A 1,034-nucleotide genomic window follows, 5' to 3' on the forward strand; every position below is an offset into this window, starting at 1 on the left:
CCCGCGTCCCCAGCTGCAACGGTACAACCACAAGCGCAGCCCTTCACGCTTGAAGCGGTTGGCGGTCCATGAACAATCAACCATCAATCGGTACTGAGCGGAACATTAACTTTTGTCTTAATGAAAGGCACTCCTGGAGACAGATAAGGCCTGATAAGTTCCGCCACCTTTTCTTTTGTCTTTCGCTTGCAAAATATATTCAGACTCCAATTGGTTTCAAAGTCATCCCCCTCCATGGTTATCGTGTATTTCAAATCAACAACTTCTCGATTGGTAGCAACGGCCAGCTGCGTAAATTCTTCCCACTTAAATGCATAGTGATGGTAGTACGTATGCATTTCCCGATAGTTCTTTGAGTACGCCATCGAGAGATACGTCAAACCCACACCACCAGGACCTATCAACGCACCAAGCAAAAACGATGGATCAATAGTCGCCATGAAAATAAAAACAATCGCCGTTATCCCTGCAAGCCACTTCAAAAAAGTCAGAGCCCACTCGGGAAAATCTTTCCACTTACAATACTCCACACCGGACTTTGTGAAGCGAAAAGCGAAATTCATTCGCTGATGGGTCATAGTAGAGATTACGGACGCGCATATTATGTAAAAACATATACTCACCAATAACTTTGAAAAAGAAGGCTCATCCGACGCTGGAGTTGAGTATAGAAAATACGCCCATCCCATTATTACGACTAGCATAAACGCAAACATACCATTCGCCACAAACGTATTGTAGTTACGCGCTCGGATCGTCCAAGCCATTAATTCAGGCTCTTGCGCAAATTTCCACTCAAGCTGCGGCGGCAGTTCAAGGGGTTTATTAAGATTTAACATTATAGTGCTCAACGACCGTTTGAATTGGGGACGGCTAACTTAAGTAGCTCTGTGCTTTGGTGTGTCAGCACGATGCCATCTTTTTCTATCAGTTCACTGCCAGGTGTACTGTTGACTCGATCAGCCTCGTTTGCTGCCCATTCCAGCGCCAGTCGGAACATATAGCCCCGACCGTCTGACCGCTGCCGCACGTCT

2 protein-coding genes are annotated in these 1,034 nt (G+C 46.2%); both read right to left on the minus strand.

Annotated elements, in window-relative coordinates:
• Positions 1–83: 83 nt before the first annotated feature.
• On the minus strand, positions 84–839 hold the full coding sequence (locus tag NPS47_RS25185; protein ID WP_274297424.1) for a hypothetical protein: 756 nt from the start codon (positions 837–839) through the stop codon (positions 84–86).
• A gap of 8 nt (positions 840–847) precedes the next feature.
• A partial coding sequence (locus NPS47_RS25190; protein WP_274297425.1) for a hypothetical protein occupies positions 848–1,034 on the minus strand: 187 nt, incomplete at its 5' end.

Source organism: Pseudomonas putida (assembly GCF_028682475.1).
In the GTDB taxonomy this organism is placed as follows: domain Bacteria; phylum Pseudomonadota; class Gammaproteobacteria; order Pseudomonadales; family Pseudomonadaceae; genus Aquipseudomonas; species Aquipseudomonas putida_AG.